This window comes from Methanosarcina sp. 2.H.T.1A.6 (assembly GCF_000979455.1).
GTDB lineage: Archaea > Halobacteriota > Methanosarcinia > Methanosarcinales > Methanosarcinaceae > Methanosarcina.
This window is the reverse complement of sequence record NZ_JJOY01000048.1, coordinates 71,095-89,875: the sequence shown is the minus strand read 5'-3', so window position 1 is coordinate 89,875 and position 18,781 is coordinate 71,095. Positions and strand designations below refer to the sequence as shown.

Annotated in this window: 12 protein-coding genes; 11 read left to right on the top strand and 1 reads right to left on the bottom strand. The window is 44.5% G+C overall.

Annotated features, from left to right (window positions below):
- Positions 1-201: 201 nt before the first annotated feature.
- Positions 202-1,362, top strand: coding sequence for a GTP-binding protein (locus tag EO98_RS14230; RefSeq protein ID WP_048137840.1), 1,161 nt, complete (start codon positions 202-204; stop codon positions 1,360-1,362).
- 161 nt (positions 1,363-1,523) lie between these two features.
- Here EO98_RS14230 and EO98_RS14225 read toward each other — a convergent pair whose 3' ends face one another.
- Positions 1,524-2,372 (bottom strand): winged helix-turn-helix domain-containing protein, encoded by an 849-nt coding sequence (locus EO98_RS14225; protein WP_235283462.1) that lies wholly within the window; start codon positions 2,370-2,372, stop codon positions 1,524-1,526.
- Between the two features lie 1,031 nt (positions 2,373-3,403).
- Here EO98_RS14225 and EO98_RS14215 point away from each other — a divergent pair.
- The 10 genes from EO98_RS14215 to EO98_RS14165 all read left to right on the top strand — a co-directional run bounded on the left by EO98_RS14215 (position 3,404) and on the right by EO98_RS14165 (position 18,736).
- Positions 3,404-5,299 (top strand): uroporphyrinogen decarboxylase family protein, encoded by a 1,896-nt coding sequence (locus tag EO98_RS14215; protein ID WP_048137836.1) that lies wholly within the window; start codon positions 3,404-3,406, stop codon positions 5,297-5,299.
- 296 nt (positions 5,300-5,595) lie between these two features.
- On the top strand, positions 5,596-5,901 hold the full coding sequence (locus EO98_RS14210; RefSeq protein ID WP_048137834.1) for a hypothetical protein: 306 nt from the start codon (positions 5,596-5,598) through the stop codon (positions 5,899-5,901).
- 49 nt (positions 5,902-5,950) lie between these two features.
- Positions 5,951-7,576 (top strand): TCP-1/cpn60 chaperonin family protein, encoded by a 1,626-nt coding sequence (locus EO98_RS14205; protein ID WP_235283461.1) that lies wholly within the window; start codon positions 5,951-5,953, stop codon positions 7,574-7,576.
- Between the two features lie 563 nt (positions 7,577-8,139).
- Positions 8,140-9,207, top strand: a complete 1,068-nt coding sequence (locus EO98_RS14195) for a GTP-binding protein (protein ID WP_048137828.1) — start codon at positions 8,140-8,142, stop codon at positions 9,205-9,207.
- Between the two features lie 1,082 nt (positions 9,208-10,289).
- Positions 10,290-11,066, top strand: a complete 777-nt coding sequence (gene mtaC / locus EO98_RS14190) for a methanol--corrinoid protein MtaC (RefSeq protein ID WP_048137826.1) — start codon at positions 10,290-10,292, stop codon at positions 11,064-11,066.
- A gap of 13 nt (positions 11,067-11,079) precedes the next feature.
- Positions 11,080-12,465 carry a methanol--corrinoid protein co-methyltransferase MtaB gene (gene mtaB / locus EO98_RS14185; RefSeq protein WP_048137824.1) on the top strand — a complete coding sequence of 462 codons (1,386 nt, stop codon included), beginning with the start codon at positions 11,080-11,082 and terminating at the stop codon, positions 12,463-12,465.
- 53 nt (positions 12,466-12,518) lie between these two features.
- Positions 12,519-13,103, top strand: coding sequence for an acetate uptake transporter (locus EO98_RS14180; RefSeq protein ID WP_048137822.1), 585 nt, complete (start codon positions 12,519-12,521; stop codon positions 13,101-13,103).
- Between the two features lie 370 nt (positions 13,104-13,473).
- Positions 13,474-14,337 carry a cation diffusion facilitator family transporter gene (locus tag EO98_RS14175; RefSeq protein WP_235284796.1) on the top strand — a complete coding sequence of 288 codons (864 nt, stop codon included), beginning with the start codon at positions 13,474-13,476 and terminating at the stop codon, positions 14,335-14,337.
- Positions 14,338-14,630: 293 nt separating this feature from the next.
- Positions 14,631-16,646 carry a hydantoinase/oxoprolinase family protein gene (locus tag EO98_RS14170; protein WP_048137820.1) on the top strand — a complete coding sequence of 672 codons (2,016 nt, stop codon included), beginning with the start codon at positions 14,631-14,633 and terminating at the stop codon, positions 16,644-16,646.
- Between the two features lie 161 nt (positions 16,647-16,807).
- Entirely contained in the window at positions 16,808-18,736 is a 1,929-nt protein-coding gene (locus tag EO98_RS14165) for a hydantoinase/oxoprolinase N-terminal domain-containing protein (RefSeq protein ID WP_048137818.1), read from the top strand.
- Positions 18,737-18,781: the final 45 nt, after the last annotated feature.

Below are 18,781 nucleotides of genomic sequence, written 5' to 3'. Positions count from 1 at the left end.
GAATAGATGCCAAAAACGGATTGAGAGACACAAAAAAGATTTTGATCACCCCCGATTTAGAGATAAAACAATATACTTTGAGAATAGAAAAATTGACGCTTATATCTCCGGAGCAGAGGTCTGGGGGTTTACAATTCATTCTAGAATGACAGGAAAGAAAAGGGAAATAAGCAGAAAGCGGCAGAAAACGGAGGAAAGAAAGTGGATGTCATTGTTGTGGGTGGTTTCCTGGGAAGCGGGAAGACAACCACTATTATCAATATGGGTAAATACCTGGCAGAAAAAGGAAAAAAAGTTGCCATCATCGTGAATGAGATAGGGGAAATAGGGATTGACGGGGACGTGATCAAAAGGTTCGGATTCGATACCAAGGAGATCACAAGCGGCTGCATCTGCTGCTCTCTGAAAGTAGGGCTGAGGACAACAATCACCCTCCTCGCAAATGAATACAAACCCGATATCCTGATGATCGAGCCCACCGGAATTGCTTTCCCGCACATTATCAGGAACGAAGTAGAGCTTATGAATCTTGGAGATGAGGTAAAAATCGCGCCCCTTGTGACCCTGATCGATGGCAGCCGCTTCAAGCATCTGATGAAAGAGGTAAAAGAATTTGCCATGAGGCAGATTATAGATGCCGAGATTCTGGGAATAAACAAGGTAGATCTGATCGAACCTATCAGAATCCCCATTCTGGAAGCTTCAGTCCAGCAGCTGAACCCTAAAGCCAGGGTGGTTCTGCTTTCAGGAAAGGATACCGGGGAAAGATTTGAAAGTTTCATGCAGGTAGTTCTCCCTGACATAAAAGAAGTTCCGGAAAAAGCTCAGGTAACCACCACAGAAGAAAAGTCCAACTTTTCTGGGTCTCAGGAAACCGAAGATTCCGTCGAAGCCTCCGGAGTTGGAAGCTATGCTGCAGAATTTGCAATAAAGGAAGGAGAAAGCCTGAGCACGGAAACAGCAAGGGAATTCACTACAGAATTAATGAACACAATAAAAGAAAAGGTTCTGGATCTAAACCCCGAATTTGTAGGGCATATCAAACTCTTCCTGGACAATGGATCTGAAACCGTGAAACAGAGCGTTACTATCTATTACGAAGAGCCCCAGGAAGAGATCATCAAATCAAAAGAAGGAGCTGTCCCGACATTAAAGATCCTCTCCGCAGTCTCAAATGTTAAGAAGGAAGCTCTAAAAGATGCTGTGAACAGCTCGGTACAGGAAACCTTTGAGAAAAGGGGAATAGACGTGCATAAAGCCAGACATGGACATGATCCAGAACACGGCCAGAAGAGTGGACATGTACATCACGAGCATGGACATGTGCAAAGAATCGTGAGTATTAAAGGCAGGAAAGAATAAAAAGAAAAAAAGGTAGGAAAAATAAGAAGAAAGAAAAGGGCGAGTCAGATTAAAAGTGTTCCCGCTCCGCCATTTTCAAAAATATTTTTTTCAGAAAGTTCCGGTCTGGCTGCCGTAAATAATTGCCCGGAATGATTCTGGCCGACAGACAGTAATGCTTTTTAATTGATTTTCTCTGAGTGGTCTATATAATACTGAGCAAGTTCATTGCCCCATTCCAGAGCACTTGGGGTAAAACTCATGATCTTCCTGTGGTCGAATTCTCCATCTTTTCCAAAGAGCTTCAGCATCATAAAAGTGTCTGCAACCATAAAAGAAGATGGTCTTAATTTTCCAGAATAGATGTAAAGAGACACCTTATTTTCCAGGCAGGTATTATATTCTTCCTCAAAGTCATTTTTCAGCCTGTTATAGACCTTTTCATCGAGGATCAGGTGCACTTCGGCCCCTTTCTCTGCACAGCTTGCCTGTATCGAAGGGCAGTCAGGACAGAAATAAGAGTAGAATGACTTGAGGGTTTTTGAACTGTAAAGTTTGTCCCGCAAATGCCTCGGAAATTCAAAGAGATGGTCCAGATCAGGCTCGTCCAGAGTACATTTTCCCAACATATCCATCTTCTTAATCAGGTGCTTAGGGATCGGAGACCTGTCGTGTTTTGACCAGTAATCCTTGTTCCCGTCAAAAACATCAAGAAGAGAAGTAAGGGGGAGCATCTTTTCAACTATAACTTCTCCGATGTCCGAGAGTTCATAGGCATTTCCTTTCTGCACAATGATATCCATATCTTTCAGTTTTTTAATCTGCGGCATTACCGCACATGCCTTTACATTAAGGGTGTCCTTGATCTCATCAATATACATCGGCCCATTAGCTAACTGTACAAGGAGATTTTTTCGTTTTTCAGAGAAGAAAATCAAGTCTATAAGGGAACTCATATTTATCCGCTTCCAACCATCATCTGTTATGTTAAGTCGGACTACCGTTTTCCGGAGCTTTGCCCATAAACCCACCTCAATCCTCCGGGAAGGATAGTTTCAACATTTAGCCAAGAGCATTACTGGATAAATCCAGTACTTTACCGGGATTATTATTGCCCGTATAATAAAGCGTTTTGAAACTTTAGCTCTTGTTGTATACACCTCTGCATTAAAGGAGTGGTTATCAACATATCTTCAATATAAAATTTTAATCTAAAAATGGAAAATCTCTTTAGATAAAAATCATACCAATTATATTACGAGCATTATATTTAAAGTATGATTCTGATCAGCATAACACAAACTACAGATATTATATTTAAATTATCAGAATCAGCAAAAAATCAAAAGATATAAAGCAAACGTCAGAGATATTCTAATGTTTTCAGCATAACTGAGAAACAAAATATCTGTTTTCACACCGAATAATATAAATGCCATGGGCTCAATAGGGCGGACCAGCCGGCGGGACGGCATCTGTGATCTTTCAACCTGTATTTTCCCGACAATTACCCTCAAATTTTCAATACCCCTCATTTTTATGTGCTCCCATAATATTCAATGGCTTTTATTATTCAAGGGGAAGGAATTTTCCATCCCCCGGTAAAAATCTCATGTTTGCAAAAAGGCTGTGAACTTAAAAGATAAAGATACAACAAATTTCCCCGGCCCCTGAAATAAGAAGCCCGATAAAAATCAGGCCCATACAAAATATGAGGAAAACTATATTTTACCGGGAGAGAAAAAATTGACACATGACTGAAAAGCACTGTCGGTTAAGCTATATACCATTGAGTTAATCTGTCAATAGTGACCATTTAAACCTGAAATGAAGGAATAACCTGGACTAAATTCAGGCGAAATTCCAGCCTGTACCGCGGCCGGAAGATTCTGATTTTCAGGAAAAATGGCCATGTTGTGAATTAAGGAGTATATTATTGGATTTAGGGAATTGACGGGCTGTGGAACCCGTTAAGGATCTAAGTAAAAGTAGATAGAGATCCGGAAAAGCAGGACGAAAACTGGCTGTCTGGGTCCGTCACTAAAAAAAAGGAGATTTTTCAATGGCAAAAGAAGATATTCTGAACGCTTTAGCTGATGCTGTCGTTGAAGGCGACGACGAACTTGCAGAAGAATTTGCACAGAAAGTCCTTGATGAAGACCTCGACGCATATGAAGCAATCGTTGACGGTCTTGCAAAAGGCATGAAGATCATCAGTGATATGTACGAGAAGGGAGAAGCCTTTGTCCCCAGCCTTCTGCTCGCAGCAGATGCAATGTATGCCGGAATGGACATCCTTACCCCTTATATTAAATTAGACGGAACCTCAGTCCCCAGAAATGTCATTATCGGTACCGTTGAAGGAGACGTACACGATATTGGCAAGAACCTTGTCAAGACCATGATGACCGCAGCTGGCTTCAACATGATTGACCTCGGCTGTGACGTGCCCCTTGACAAGTTCGCAGAAGCAGCAAAGGAAAACAAGGCAACTGCAATCTCAATGAGCACTCTGATGACCACAACAATGGGTGGCATGGAAACCGTTATCGAGCAGCTCCAGGAAGGAGGCATAAGAGACTCCCTCGTTGTCATGGTAGGCGGTGCACCTGTTTCCAAGACCTTTGCAGACAGCATTGGTGCAGACGGCACAGCCCTTGATGCAAGCGCGGCAGTTGAGACTCTTTCCTCTCTTGTAAGCGAGCTTCCTGTCGATTTATGGAGCGATTCCTCAATTGCAGCAAGCAAGATGAAGTACAAGGAATCCCTCGCACAGAAAGGCGGCAAGGAAAAGATCGATGTAGGGCTCATAACCGCTGAAAAAGTCAAAGCCGAATTCGACTCAGTGGTCCCGAAGTTCACGGAAACCATGACCAAAGCAGAGAGATTTGGCTCTGCCTTCCAGGACAAGAAGGTCGACAGGCTCCCTGTAGCACCTCTCGCCTGCGGTGTATCCAGAAAGTTCGTGCCCTGCTCTTACAAGGACTACTCAACAAGTGCCGAAAAGTACGCAGACTGTGTCGAAGCAGGTATAAAGTACTTCAACATGGACACCTTCGTCGGCCTGACCGACCTCTGTGTCGACGCAGCAGACTTCGGTGCAACAATCAGGTATCCTGAGGAAGATACCCCTGCAGCAATCGGCCACCTCGAAGACTACGAGAAGCTTGAAATCCCCGAACTTAAGGAAGGCACCCGTGCATACAACCTTATCCAGGGCAACAAGATTGCAACAGAGAAGGCACATGCCCTCGGCGCACCCATGACTGCCCTGATCGAAGGCCCAATGGTCGCTCTGACCCAGATCATGGGAGCAACCCGCATCCTTTCCGACCTAAGAACCAACCCTGATGTTGTCCTCAAGGCCCTTGACAAGACCACAACCTACGTAGAAGAAATCATGAAGGGCATGTTCGAGGAAGCTCAGCCGGACAACCTCTGTATGGTTACCCTCTGGACCAACAACGTCATTCTCGGCGCTGACGAATACATGAAGTCCGAAGGCAAGGTCATGCAGAACAGGATCGCTCCGCTGTACAAGAAGTACAACAAGCCAGTTGTTATCCACAACTGTTCCGATGCCCCACACTGGGACCTCATCGACAAGTGGAACACGGAGTACTACAGCTACACCTTCTACCCTGATGAAGTCAACAAGGGTTCCAAGGACCACAAGTACCTGATCAGCACCCACGGCAAGAAAACCATGTTCGGCGGAGAAGTCAGCCCGATCGTCTTCCTGGACAACAGCCCAGAAGGCCTCGCATCCATGAAAGCAAACACCGTTGCCCTTCAGGAGAGCGTCCTGAACACCCTCAAGGAGAACGGCCTGCAGTCCAAGTACATGATTTCAACCGGCTGTGAAGTACCACCAGGAGCACCCTGTGACTCCATCACTGCCCAGACATACACCGTGGCAGAGAAGGGTCCGGAACTCTACAAGAAAATCATGGGATAAACCCACTGAAGCCATTTCCTGAAAAAAAGGAAAACATGGGCTTGCCAGGTACGGGATGGGCTTCCGGCCCATCCTCTTTTTATTAAATCACAATAAAAAATTCGGGTTCTCACTATTTCCTGCACCCTTTGCCTCAAAAAGTGCAAGCGAACTAAAAACGGTAGAAAAAGCATTGGGAAGGAAAAAAACGAGAATAAAAAACGAATAAAAACACATTTGGGCCGAAAAACGTAAAAATTTCCGCAGAAGATGGCAGAGAACCTTTTCAACTATTCTGATAAAAGAGGTGAAACCGGATGGGATATCAGAAAGTACCCGGAAATGAGGAAAAAAGGTTTTATTCTAGTCCTGTACACCCTGCATCCTATAAGCTGGAGTTGAACCATTCATCTCAGAAGTTCCTCTTCCGTTACTCAGTTATTGAAATAAGTCCTGTGAACTATGAATCGAGCTTAGCCCCGGGATCGATAGAATATACAGATATATACGCGGACTCCAGATGTTCCGATCTGCCCGCAGAAGTGGACCTTACAATGGAAGATCCTGATATCTACCTCGAATACACAGGAAGGCTCTCCGAATCATCAAAAATTCACAATTAGTATTAGTAGTAGAATTAATATTAATACTAATATTAATAATGCTTTATGAATGTCAACCGCAGCAAATGGGAAAAACATGGCAAGCGAATTAAAAACACCTGACCTGGAAAGCCAGGATGGAATGGCAAAACTGGCCCGGACTATAAAAGACAAGATCCTCATTGACGAACCGGTAAAAGAAAATGAGCTGGTAGACCAGCTCGAAAGAGCAGCCATAGAAATTGATGAGCTGCTGGGTTCATCTCTCGGGCCGAAAGGCATGAACAAGATAATAGTAAACCCTGTAGGGGACATTTTTGTTACTAGCGACGGGAAGGTAATTTTAAAGGAAATGGATGTACTCCACCCGATAGTAACTACACTCAAAAAGCTTGCCGAATCAATGGACAAAGCCTGCGGAGACGGCACAAAGACAGCTGTTATTTTTGCAAGCAACCTTATAAAAAACGCAATCCAGCTTATAAGAGCAGGGATACACCCTACAACAGTTATAGAGGGGTATGAGCTTGCCCTTCAAAAAGCGTATGAAATGCTCCAGTACAGCATAAAGCAGGCTGGAGAAGAAGACGTACGCACAACAATTATGTGCTCTGCAACGGGAAAAGGAGTCGAAAGGTATCAGGCAGAGGCAATAACTGAAGTTGTCCTGAAAGTTGTAAGACATTTGAGCGAAAAACAGGACGGAAGAATTGACCTTAACAGGAACGTCAAAATCCTCAAAAAGAAAGGCGGACCGGAAATCGTTGCAATAGAAGGTCTGATCATGGATGAAAACCCGGCAAGGGAAGATATGCCGAAAAGTTTCCAGAACCCTGCCGTCCTGATCATAAATTATGACCTCAAGATTAAAAGCGGATACTTAAACCCTCAGCACAACCTGAAAATGGACTCGGTACAGACGGCGCTCCTGTATGAGGAGAGAAAGAAGGAGATGTGCAGGGAAATTGCCCAAAAGATCATTGATTCGGGAGCAAACGTCCTTTTCTGTGAGGGAGATATCGACCCTTATATCGAAACTCTGCTCCGGGACAATGATATGCTGGCTTTCAAGAAACTGAAAGCGAAAGACCTCGATAAACTTGCAGAAGCAACAGGCACAACCCTGAAAGTATTTCAGGATGAGATTCTCCCTTACGACCTGGGAACGGCAGACAGCATAAAGGTTGAAAGAAGGAACGGAGAAAACTTTGTTTTCATCGCCGTGAAAGAGAAGGCAATAGCCACCATCCTGATCTGGGAACCTGTCAAATATGGGCTTGACAAGGTCGAAGAAGCGATAGACGATGCCCTGAATAATGCGGCATTCCTTATGAAAAACAGGGAAATCGTGAATGGAGGAGGGGCAATAGAGTTTGAACTGGCGCACATGATCAGGCTGTTTGCGGCAACACAGACCGGAAAGAAACAGCTTGCAATCCAGGCGTATGCAGAAGCCCTCGAAAAAATTCCCACGATTCTTGCCAGAAATATGGGAATGAATGCAATTGATGCAATGGCGCAGATGAGGAATTCATATTCAAGAGGGGTAGAGGCAAGGATAGACCTCTCACGAAAGGTAACTGATAAGGGGCCGAAAGTATACGATTCGGCAACGGTCAAGAAACTAGCCATTATCGCAGGTACAGAAACAGCAAGAAACGTACTAAGAATTGATGAAATCGTCCCGAAGAGATGATATCACACTGATTGCAATGCCTCACCCTCTCTCCGTGGCATTGTTATCATACCCAAGAAGGAAGTTAGACCTTCAATGTCTTTCCGGAAGACACGGATTTGCCATTTTAGATGTGCCTCCCGGAAAAAACCTATATCAAAAAAAAAATCCAAAAAAGGCGGCTGAGACCTGGTTTTGCCATTCTCCGGTCAAATGTCAGCCAAAAATCAGAAAATATGGTTCGGTACTCCCAACTTCAAGCCTCATGGCAAGTAAAAGAGTACCGTAAGAATCAGGAAAAAGGTACTTTTCAGGCCCTTTTTGCCATTTAAAGGGTTTAAGAGAAAAGACTTTAAAATCTGAGACCAGTAAGATCGGTGTGCCCCCATTCCTGAATCATCATGGCAGGAAGGGAGCAGTCTTCCGATCATGCACAATAAGCTTTAAGAAAATTAGTAAACGAGAGGGAGGGTGATTTACTCGCCCTCATTACATTGATAAAAAACTAATTCAATAGAGCAGGATGTAGAAGTTGACGCATTCTTTCCCTGAACTAAAGACTCCGGGTTTCCTGCTGAGGTTTTATGAAGTGCATGATAATCGGCGGCTTCCTTGGAAGCGGCAAGACTACTACAATAAGAAAACTTATCGAATACCTTGGAGCACAGGGGCAGCGAACAGCAATTATCGTCAACGAGATCGGAGAGATAGGGATAGACGGGGACACGATCTCGGAAGGTGGAGTGGAAACCAGAGAAATTACAAGCGGATGCGTTTGCTGTACTCTTAGAATCAGTATGGAGCACACCATAAAAAGCCTTAGAACTTCCTACAGTCCGGATACTATAATAATAGAGCCTACAGGGATAGCCTTTCCGAGACAGCTCAAAAGCAATATAGAAAGCATGGATCTGCCGGGGATAACCTTCGCTCCCATAGCGAACCTCGTAGATGCCAGCCGTCTGGGCTCCGACCCGGAAGACATCCCCAATTTCATGAAAAACCAGATCGAAGACGCAGAGATCCTTGGCATCAACAAAGTTGATCTCATCGGACCTGAGAAGCTTCTTGAGGTCTGCAGACTCCTGCGCAAACTGAACCCGAAATCAAGGATGGTTCATTTCTCAGCCAGGCAAGGAGGAGAAAACTTTGACAAACTGCTGGACCTGCTTGGAGGAGACAGCCAGGAAAAAATAGTTCCTGAAGCGAAAAACTCAGTCGAGATGTCCGGAGTTTCGGCATATTCCTCCGAATTTGAAATCACTTCACAGGAAATTCCCCTTGAAACCGCGGTCTCTGTTTCCGAGCAGATCCTGGAGAATATAAGAAACAGAGCAAAAGAGCTGAACCCCGAATTCGTAGGGCACATAAAGCTTTCCTTTACCCACAACGGAAACTTTGTAAAGGGAAGTGTAACCTCAGCGCATGAAAACCCTGCAATAGAAGTGCTTAAAAAAGAAGGAAATCCCAGGTCAAGGATAAAAGTACTTTCGGCAATAACGTCCGTACCCAGGGAAGAACTGGTTAAAGCCGTGGATGTGGCAGTAACCGGGCAACTGGAAAACAGACAACTTTCATATATAAAGATGGAAAAAAGAGACCACGGACACCACCAGGCCACAATAAGCCCCTTTAAGCAGAATAACCTCTGACGGAAATACGTTTCAGGTCAAGGGAAGCCTTGACCGGACATACAACAACTTTATATAGGATCGAATTGTCCTCGATCCTTACCCGAAAGAAACCCCTTATATAGAGAGGTAAAGTACTCTTTCAGCCGTCCGGAAAAACCTGGCTTCTGGAGAGCAATAAATTTACCGAAAATATTTGGAAGTTAGCATAAGAAGAAATTAAAAACAGAGATGCAATAACTTACCAGGGAAAAGTTCGCCCATATTTTAAAAAACGGCGGAAAAAAGGCAAAAAATAGGATTTAACCAGACTCAGGAACAATTTAAAGACCTGAACTTTGAAAATCCAGTTATATATTAGGAAGAAAAATAAAATATCTGGAAAAATGAAGAAAAACAATTGAGCATGTAAACTATACTTGCATGCGTTCAAGATAAAATCCAGGTGGACCTTATTTTGCCTGATTAAATATTCCAGAAAAAACAAATCCACTTGATTAACTTTCATAGCTCAAATAAAAGCCTGTGTATCTTCAATATCCGCAATAAGAGATATCCCTGAAAAGAGGATAATTGCTCTATAAATTTTGATACCATTGATCAAATCAATGGAAACAAAAAAACAATTCTTTTTTATAAAATCATTTGCGGAGAAAATTGGAGTGACAACTATAAAATTATAGCTGCGCAAAAATTAGCATAGATGAAGGTATATGCGAGGAAATCTAACTTTAAATTGCAAGTGAATTCCCGAATAGTAAAGGGAGTACACCTTTCATAAGTAAACTGGGAAAAACGGTCTACTGGCACAGGAAAATGGGAACTGGAAATCCGGAATTCCGGGAAATCAGTAACATTCCTGAGAAGCCTGAAAAACAGGAAAATTGACCTGTAATTCAGCACATTTGTGCAACCAGTACACCATCAAGAGGTTATCCATACCCCCACAATGGAAAGAATTCGATCTGGAGGTTTTCGAATTCATTTACATTGTTTCAGAAAGTATTTCGGAAGAAATACCCGAAAGTTCAGGAAGATGTAACTTGCAGGATCGAAGATCTGAGCAATCTGAGATCTCTTCATTATGAAATGGAGGTTAAAATATGTTGGATTTGAAACTGGAAGACATCGATGGCATATTAGTACGCTACAACGTCGCCCTCGAAAAGGAAATGACTCCTGACGAAGCAGCAGAAGAGCTTTACCCGAAGGATGAACTCATCTATCCGATTGCAAAATCAATCTATGAGGGAGAAGAAGAAGACGTGGTTGACGGACTCAAAGCCGCAATCGCTGCAGGCAAGAAGCCAATCGACCTTATCAATGATGCTCTGATGATAGGCATGGGTGTTGTATCCAAGCTCTACGACGATGGTATCATTTTCCTCCCCAATGTTATGATGTCTGCCGATGCCATGCTGAATGGTATTGAATTCTGCAAATCCCAGACCACCGAAGTACCCGAGCCCAAGGGCACGGTTGTCTGCCATGTTGCAGAAGGTGACGTGCACGACATCGGAAAGAACATTGTTGCTGCCCTCCTGAGAGCAGCCGGCTATGACGTAACTGACCTGGGCAGAGATGTCCCTGTTGACGAAGTCATTGAAGCTGTTGTAAAAGATAAACCAATACTGCTTACAGGTACTGCTCTCATGACAACCACCATGTATGCATTCAAGGAAATCAATGACAAGCTCCTTGAGAAGGGATTAAAACTGCCCTTTGCATGTGGTGGCGGTGCTGTGAACCAGGACTTCGTTGCACAATATGACCTCGGAGTTTATGGTGAAGAAGCTTCAGACGCTGTGAAGATTGCTGATGCAATCCTTGCCAGTGGGAACGACATAGAGAAGTTAAGAGCAGAATTCCACAAGCACTAAGGGAGGGAGCAAAATGGTAAAGAAATACACTTCAATGGCTTACGCTAAAGCAGATGACATGCTTTTCGGGAACTCAAAATACCCCGTAAAGGCAGGCCTTGGCCTCGAGATCGGTGCTGGATACACAACTCCTGAACTGAACTATGCCCCGAGACCTCAGGCAGGCAAATCTAAAGACAAACTCATTAAAGAATACGAAAGGATTACCACCGACGCAATGGCAAGAATGGTCCAGATCGGTGCACCTTCAATCGTACTCGAAACCGAACACGTCGAGCAGATGTCCAACAACCCCGACTGGGGAGGCGCTGTTGCACATGCCCAGAAGACCATCATGGAAGAATACCACGATGAATACGGCATAAAGTGCGCACTCCGCCACACAATCGGGGACATCCGTGAAGACCGTGACTATCTCCAGCTCAGAGGAGACAAGTACACAACCTTTATGGAAGCCTTTGAACAGTGTGCCCAGAACGGTGCTGACATGCTTTCCGTAGAGAGCATGGGTGGTAAGGAAGTATTCGACTACTCTATCCTCAGGAACGACACTGCAGGTATCCTCTTCGGTATCGGTGTGCTCGGCAGCATGGACATGGAAATGATCTGGTCCGACATTGCAGACATTGCAAAGAAGAACGGAGTAGTTGCAGCCGGTGACACAGACTGTGCCCAGGCAAACACTGCAATGTTCATCGCAGGCGGCCTGCTTGACAAGAACCTTGCCCACACAACTGCAATCGTTGCAAGGGCAATATCTGCATCAAGGTCCCTCTGTGCATATGAAGCAGGCGCAACTGGCCCCGGGAAGGACTGCGGATACGAAAACACCATCATAAAATCCATATCTGGTGTACCAATTGCTCAGGAAGGTAAGACTTCCACCTGCGCCCACTCTGACGTAATGGGTAACCTGACCATGCAGTGCTGTGACCTCTGGTCCAACGAATCCGTTGAATACCACGGTGAATTCGGCGGTACCACAGTTCAGTGCTGGTCCGAGACTCTTGCATACGACTGTTCCATGATGAACACCGCTCTGAAACTCGGAAAAGGAAAGGACCTCAGGGACATCCTCACACTCTCTGACAAGTACAGAGACCCACAGGGATATGTCCTCGCCTATGACAACGCCTACAAGGTAGGCCAGGCAATTGCAAAGGACGGAAACAACAACTACCTCCGTTCCAAGAATGCTGCAATTGAGTGCTGTAACATTGTAGAAGAAGGCATCAACTCCGGCAAGCTCAGACTTACAAGGTTCGAAACCAATGCTCTTGCAAAGGTTAAAGCCGACCTTGTAGCCCTTACCGATGATGCTGACAAGTTCATGAGTGAAAGCCTGACTAAATACAAACAGGAAGTTGCAGTTTTCAGACCTGAAAACTACGGGCTCTAAGCCCCAAACTTCTTTTTTTAATTTTTTTTAAAAATGGCTTCAGGGGAATGATCATGAGCGAAAACGTAGGAACTTCTACCATAATAATCGACAAAACTGCAAATGCCGCTCCTCTCGGCTTTACCGGCCTGGGTCTCGCTGCAGTCCTGTTGAGTCTGAGCTACATCGGCGTATACCCTGTGGAGTCAATGATTGTCTCCATGGCAATATTCCTGGGAGGATTTGCCCAGGTGTTTGCAGGAATCATGTCCTGGAAGAAAGGAGATATTTTTGCAGGAACTGCATTTTCGGCATTCGGCCTTTTCTGGTTCTCACTGGCCGGACTGCTTGTAATGCCTGCAATGGGCTGGGCGGAAGCCTCTTCTGGAGTCGCTATGGCCGCATATCTCTTCATCTGGGGTGTGTACACCTTTGTTATGTTGATCATTACAATGAAGATCGGAGTCAGAGCCCTTCAGTTTGTATTTGTGACATTATTTATACTATTTATGCTGCTTGCCGTTGTAAACGCAACCGGAAGTACCGGGCTGCTTGTAGTGGCTGGATACGTTGGACTTATTATGGGTCTTGGATCTCTGTATACGGCTCTTGCCATGGTAATGAATGAAGTTCATGGAAAGACAGTTGCTCCACTCTGAAGATAAAGTAATGATAGCATAAAACCCTCAGTAAAAAAAAGGTATCTGAGGAATACCTACACCAACCTCGACGGCCTACAAAACCCACAAAAACGACAGGGCAAAAACAGGACCTAAAGCTCGAAAAAGTTCTCAACCCTTGAAGACACAGGTTATAAATCTGTGTTTTCAATATACTCACCCTCTCCGAGATATATGGATTTTAGTGGCTGAAAATGCTGCGTTATGTACCGCGGCAGGGAAAATGTAGGCCTTCGAGGTCTTATAAATTTTTAAAATTATTTCAATAATAAAGCAATCTCTTTTCAACCTGGTCAAATGGGCCCGCTTTATAAAGGAGGATTAAAACAATCATTAAGGAGAATTTCGGATGAAAGCGGACAAAAATTTGAATAACCTCCGGAACAGATCATATACAGGGCTTTTTTTTAGTCTCGTACTAACTTTTGTTAAATTGATTGCAGGACTGTTGGGAAACAGCACAGCACTTCTTGCGGATGCAATCCGTTCCTTTTCAGAGTTAATCGGCGAATCCGTAAAACTTCTGGACCATTTTATCACCAGCAAACCCGAAGACTGGAACCATAATTATGGATATGGGAAAATTACGACCCTCTTTACGGGAGCAGGAGCATGTGTGCTTCTTTTTGCTGGAGTACAATCATTAACTCTAGCTTCAGGAGAGCTACTTATGTTTATACAGGGAAGAGGGACAGAAACCCCTGAAATGTTTGCACTCTACGCAGCTGCTTTTACCCTTGTATCAAAAGAAATTATTCATTTTTTAAATAGGAGAGCCGGAAAGCAAACTGAGGGTATTTCCTCAGAAATTGACTCTTATACCAGAAAAACTCACATCAGAAGTCTATTTTTTTCATGTATTGTTACTCTGGGCATAGGATGCACGTTTCTCCCCGGAAAAAATTGGGCTATAGCTGATTCTCTTATTGCAGTTCTTTTAAGCCTTTACCTTCTCGGAACCTCGAGCAAGCTCCTCTACGGTACTGCCAACGAACTCATAGAAGCTTCCCTTGATGAAGAAAACAATCGGAAGATCAGGGAGATAATAAACAGAACCGAAGGAGTACTGGATTCTGGCGAGCTTAAAACAAGGAGGATAGGAAACGGGATAGCAATTAATGCTTGTATTACTGTAAATAGCTCTCTGAATATTCAGGAAGTTAAAGAGATTGCAGACCTGGTGGAAACGAGACTGAAAACAGCCTATGGGTAGGGCATATATACCCTTATAAAAGCAGAACCTGCCCTTGAGAGAAATTGTTTTTTCCAGAAAAAGATAAGAAGTTCTGAAATCAGATATCCATGTAGCTACTACATGTTTAACAACTATTCAGATTAAAATAATAATAACAAGCTTTAACCAGCCGGAATCTGACCATGAGCCAGAGCCCGAAAACTGGCCAGGTTGTTTAATAGTATCTTAACAGAAACATTACTAGAAACTAATAACTTTCCGAAACGCCTGAAGAAGCCGTTATCCAATTCACAAAAGAGGTAAGTAAGAAAATGCACTTCAGTCTTGGAATCGATGCAGGGGGCACCTATACTGATGCCGTTATCATAAGGGATTCTGATGGAGAAGTAGTTGAGGCGAGCAAAGCTCTGACGACCTACCCCGACCCTCTGCCGGGAATGAAAAATGCAATCGACAGACTGGACCCCGGCTATCTTAAAGACATAAAGCTCGTATCCGTCTCCACCACCCTGTCCACAAATACGATTCTGGAAAACACCGGATTTCCGGTAGGACTGATCATGATCGGAGACTATGTGATCCCGGAGAAACTTCCAACAGACTACTGGGTAGCAGTCTCAGGCGGGCATAACATCGATGGAGAAGAACTAAAAGCCCTGGACCTTGATTCAGTAGAAGAATTCGCCCTCAAAGTACAGAATAAAGTTTCTGCTTTTGCGGTTTCTTCGTACTTCAGCAACCGAAACCCCGAACACGAGCTTGCCGTCAAAAAAGCTGTAAAGGAACTTACCGGGCACCCGGTTGTTTGCGGCCATGAGCTGTCCCAGGACCTTGGGGCCTATGAAAGGGCCATAACTGCTTTTCTGAATGCTCAGCTAATCCCGATTACCCATAAGTTTATCCAGTCAATAATCAAAGAATTTGAAAGCCGCGGGATCAGCGCAAACATGCTGATGCTAAAATGCGACGGGTCAGTAGTTGGAATCGAAGAGGCTCTGGAAAAACCCATTGAAACTATCTTTTCAGGGCCTGCCGCGAGCCTTGTGGGGGCCTCTCACCTCAGCAGGCTTGACACATGCGCTGTTATTGATGTTGGGGGCACGAGTACGGACGTAGCCATGATGCAGAACGGGCTCCCACAACTCAGCAGCACAGGTGCGATAGTCGGAGGCTGGCAGACCCGCGTAAAAGCTATCCGTATGGAGACCTCAGCAACCGGAGGAGACAGCCATATATGGCTTAAGGGCGACCGGATCAACTTAGGCCCCCGCCGGGTTATTCCTCTCTGCAGGGCTTCTGAGATATATCCCGAATTCAGGGAGAAACTTAAGCATAACAGAGTAGCAAAAGGTTATCTCTGTGAAAACATCCAGGTAACGAAATTTTTTGTTCGTACGGATTTCAGGCCTATTGAGCTGAAAGCAGGAGAACGTGAGATATACAGGCATATCGGAAAAGAGCCTGTTTCCTTCGGAGATCTGCTAATAGCACTGAAAAAACGCCCCTCGCCTTCAATGCTCGATTCACTGATACAGAAAAGGCTGATTCAGGCTATAGGTTTTACACCCACCGATGCCCTGCATGTCCTTGGGGAATATACCGAATGGGATGTGGAAGCTGCAAGGATCGGGGCTTACATACTCGGGAGGCCACTGAAGCTAAGCCCGGAGGCTTTCAGTGCTGAAGTAAAGCGCAGGGTTGCGCACAACATTGCCGAAGACCTTATCGCATATCTGATAGAAGGAATGCCCAGATCCGAGATTGACAGAGTACTTATGGGAAAAAACTTTACGCGGTTTAGAATAGAAATTCCTGTGGTCCTTCTAGGAGGGCCTGCATGGGCATATGTGAAAGAACTGAGTAGACTGATTAATGCCGGGTTCATAGTTCCCGAACACGCTGATGTTGGCAATGCAGTTGGCGCCCTTGTTGGGAAAGGAATCAAAAGGGTAGAGATTCTCATAAAAACAAGACTTGTTTCCAGGTCAGGGGAAGAAAAACCTGAAGATGATGAGGAATACGGCATAGCTCCGGAGAGTGAAATTATAGAAAGTGCTCTTCGGCAAGAAAAGAAAAACGAGTTTATTGTATTTTCCCCTTCAGAAAGGAAGAAATTTGAAATATACGGCGAAGCTCTGGAATATGCAGAAAAGCTGGGGAGACAGCTTGTCATGGATTACATGATCAGTGCAGGGCTTGAAAAAGAGGACATAAAGATAGATGTCAGCAGGAAGCACCTGGCGCCCAGCGGCTGGACAGATGCACCTCTGGAAACAAAACTTGTTTTTGTAGGGGTCGGCGTTCCGAAAAACACAGTAACAGGCTGAAAGGAAAAGAATAAAACAAACTTTCGTGACCGAAATATATAAGCAGAGATATATATATCTGAAGCAATATCTTAATACATCCGGCTAAAAAGAGAAATGAATACAGCTAAAAAAAGATATAGATCACTTAAAATAGAGTAAAAAATGGGGCTGTTTTGACAATGCAATATAGTCTGGGTATTGACGCAGGTGGAACATACACTGATGCAGTTATCTTAAGGGATTCGGACAGCCGGATCCTTGATACAAGCAAAGCGGTTACCACCTATCCGGACCTTATGACCGGAATTCGAAATGCAATGAATAAGTTGAATCCGGAATACCTGAAGAAAGTAAAACTTGTGTCGGTTTCCACAACTCTTTCAACAAATACCATCCTGGAAAGGACAGGGTATCCTGTGGGCCTGATCCTTGTAGGAGATTACACAATCCCCAAGGAACTCCCAGCCGACTACTACATTACGGTTAGAGGCGGACATGATAGCAACGGAGAGGAACTCCACCCGCTTGACATAACTGCGGTAGAACAGTTTGCTGTGAGTATGAAAAAGAAAGTCTCTGCATTTGCCGTTTCTTCCTATTTCAGTACCAGAAACCCGGAACATGAGCTCAAGATAAAGAATGTAATCCTTAAACTGACAGGGCATCCTGTGGTCTGCGGGCATGACTTATCCCAGGAACTGGGAGCCTACGAAAGGGCAGCAACCGCGGTCCTGAACGCCCAGTTAATTCCCATAACCTATCAGTTTATCCATTCAATTATCGCCGAAGTAAAGGAAAGAGATCTTGATGCGAAGGTCCTCATGCTGAAATGTGACGGCTCAGTCATAGACATAAAAGGAGCAAAACTGCGCCCCATCGAAACGATATTTTCAGGCCCTGCTGCAAGTATTATGGGAGCCTCACACCTTTCAGGACTTGACACATGTGCCGTAATCGATGTAGGCGGGACAAGCACCGATGTGTCTATAATAGAAAACGGAATCCCTAAACTTTGTGAGAGAGGCGCCATCGTGGGAGGCTGGCAGACCCGGATAAAGGCTATCAAAATGGAAAGCTCTGCAAACGGGGGAGACAGCCATGTATGGTTCAAAAAGTGCGTGAGGATAGGCCCAAGGAGAGTCATGCCCCTCTGCTTTGCTGCAGTAAAGTACCCCAATTTCAAGGAGAAACTTGAAAAAAACCCGGTACCCCTTAGAACCATGCTCAATGAGCATATCCAGCCAACAAAGTTCTTTGTCAGCACCGGTGTTACACCCATCAACCCCACCGAAAGTGAGAAGAAATTACTGGAAGTTATAGGAAACGAACCTCTTTCCATTCATGATATCCTAAATAAAATGAAACGTTTCCCCTCTCCTGCAGTTCTCGACTCACTGATGCAACAGCGGCTGATCCATGCAATAGGCTTCACACCTACGGATGCCCTCCATGTCCTTGGGGAATATACGGAATGGGATGTCGAAACCGCACAGATAGGAGCCAAAAAACTTTCCCGCTTTACTCAGATGGGGATCCATGCCTTCTGCAAAAAAGTGAAGCAGCAGGTTGCCAGAAACATGGCTTACAGCCTGATGTCCTTTATTATGGAAGGAAGGGGAAAAGACGGAATAAAGAAGATGCTGGAGGGAGAAGTCCCTGCCCAGTATAAGATAAATATCCCCATCGTCCTGCTGGGAGGGCCGGTAAAAGCCTATCATGAAGAACTGAAAGCTCTGATTGATGCAGAAATTATAGTCCCTGAACAGGCTAGAGTAGGCAATGCGGTTGGAGCCCTTGTGGGAAAAGGAATCAAAAGAATTGAAATAACTATAAGGCCCAATTTAATGGAAAATCCGGACCAGAATTTTCTGGTGTTTACCCCGGCTGGAAGGAAAAAATTCGAGCAGTACAGGGGAGCAGTGGAATACGCTCACAGGGTCGGAGAAGAACTTATTCTGGATTCAATGAAAGATTTCGGGCTTCCGGCCAGCTCAATAAAGATAAACACCAGCATAGAGTATCTCTCTCCACCCGACTGGAAGCATACGCCAATGGAGACAAAGATGACCTTTGTAGGAGTCTGTGCACCTGGTTTTTCAAAGGATTAAAATTGACAATTCTGTATCCCCGTGTAAAAAAGATTAACTTGAAAA